Genomic DNA, 1,625 nt, shown 5'->3' on the forward strand with positions numbered 1-1,625 from the left:
CTCGCCGGCCGCGTCGTCGACGCGATCGTGGCGGGGCACGACTCCGGCACGGTGGTCCGGCTCTCCCTGCTCATCGCGCTCGTGGCGCTCGCGGAGGCGGGGCTCGGCATCCTCGGGCGCCGGCTGTCGGCGACGCTCGGGGAGGGACTCATCCTCGACCTCAGAACGGCTGTGTTCGATCATGTGCAGCGCATGCCCGTCGCGTTCTTCACACGTACGCGTACGGGCGCGCTGGTCAGCCGTCTCAACAACGATGTGATCGGCGCCCAGCGGGCGTTCGCCAACACCCTCTCCGGCGTCGTCAGCAACCTGGTCACGCTGCTGCTCACGCTCGCCGTCATGCTCACCCTGTCCTGGCAGATCACCCTGCTCGCGCTGGTGCTGCTGCCGGTGTTCGTCCTGCCCGCCCGCCGCATGGGCAGCCGGATGGCCCGCATGCAGCGGGAGGCGGCGGCGCTGAATGCGGCCATGGGCACCCGGATGACCGAGCGGTTCTCCGCCCCCGGCGCCACCCTGGTGAAGCTGTTCGGGCGCCCGGAGGAGGAGTCGGCGGAGTTCGCGGCCCGCGCCCGCCGGGTCCGGGACATCGGCGTGCGCACGGCCACCGCCCAGTCGGTCTTCATCACCTCCCTCACCCTGGTCTCGGCGCTCGCCCTGGCGCTCGTCTACGGCCTCGGCGGCTGGTTCGCGCTGCGCGGCACCCTGGAGCCCGGCGCGGTCGTCGCCCTGGCCCTGCTGCTGACCCGGCTGTACGCCCCGCTGACCGCGCTCGCCGGGGCCCGGGTCGAGGTGATGAGCGCGCTCGTCAGCTTCGAGCGGGTCTTCGAGGTGCTCGACCTGGAGCCGCTCATCGCGGAGAAGCCCGACGCCCGGGAGGTGCCCGAGGGCCCGGTGGCCGTCGAGTTCGACGCCGTCCACTTCGCCTACCCGGCCGCCGACCAGGTCTCCCTGGCCTCCCTGGAGGAGGTCGCCGCCCTCGACACCCGCGGCGGCGCCGAGGTGCTGCACGGCATCTCCTTCCGCGCCGAACCCGGCCGGACCGTCGCCCTCGTCGGCTCCTCCGGCGCCGGCAAGTCGACCATCGCCCAGCTCCTGCCGCGCCTGTACGACGTGGACGCGGGCGCGGTCCGGATCGGCGGGGTCGACGTGCGGGACCTGACCGCCGCGTCCCTGCGGGCCACCCTCGGGATGGTCACCCAGGACGGCCACCTCTTCCACGACACCGTCCGCGCCAACCTGCTGCTGGCCCGCCCGGACGCCACCGACGAGGAGCTGTGGGACGTCCTCGGCCGCGCCCGCCTCGCCGACGTGGTGCGGTCCCTGCCGGACGGTCTCGACACGGTGGTCGGCGAGCGCGGCTACCGGCTCTCCGGCGGCGAACGCCAGCGCATGACCATCGCCCGGCTGCTGCTGGCCCGCCAGCGCGTGGTCATCCTGGACGAGGCCACCGCCCACCTGGACAACACCTCCGAGGCGGCCGTCCAGGAGGCGCTCTCCGAGGCCCTGGAGGGCCGCACCGCCGTGGTCATCGCCCACCGCCTGTCCACGGTCCGCGCCGCCGACCAGATCCTGGTCGTGGAGTCCGGCCGGATCGTGGAGCGCGGCACCCACGAGGAGCTGCTGGC

At 74.0% G+C, this 1,625-nt stretch carries 1 protein-coding gene; it reads left to right on the plus strand.

All coding sequences use genetic code 11. From position 1 onward, the window contains the following. A partial coding sequence (locus tag CCN44_RS37185) for an ABC transporter ATP-binding protein (protein WP_086703141.1) occupies positions 1–1,625 on the plus strand: 1,625 nt, incomplete at both ends.

Source organism: Streptomyces tricolor, from assembly GCF_002155905.1.
GTDB classification, from domain to species: Bacteria; Actinomycetota; Actinomycetes; order Streptomycetales; family Streptomycetaceae; genus Streptomyces; species Streptomyces tricolor.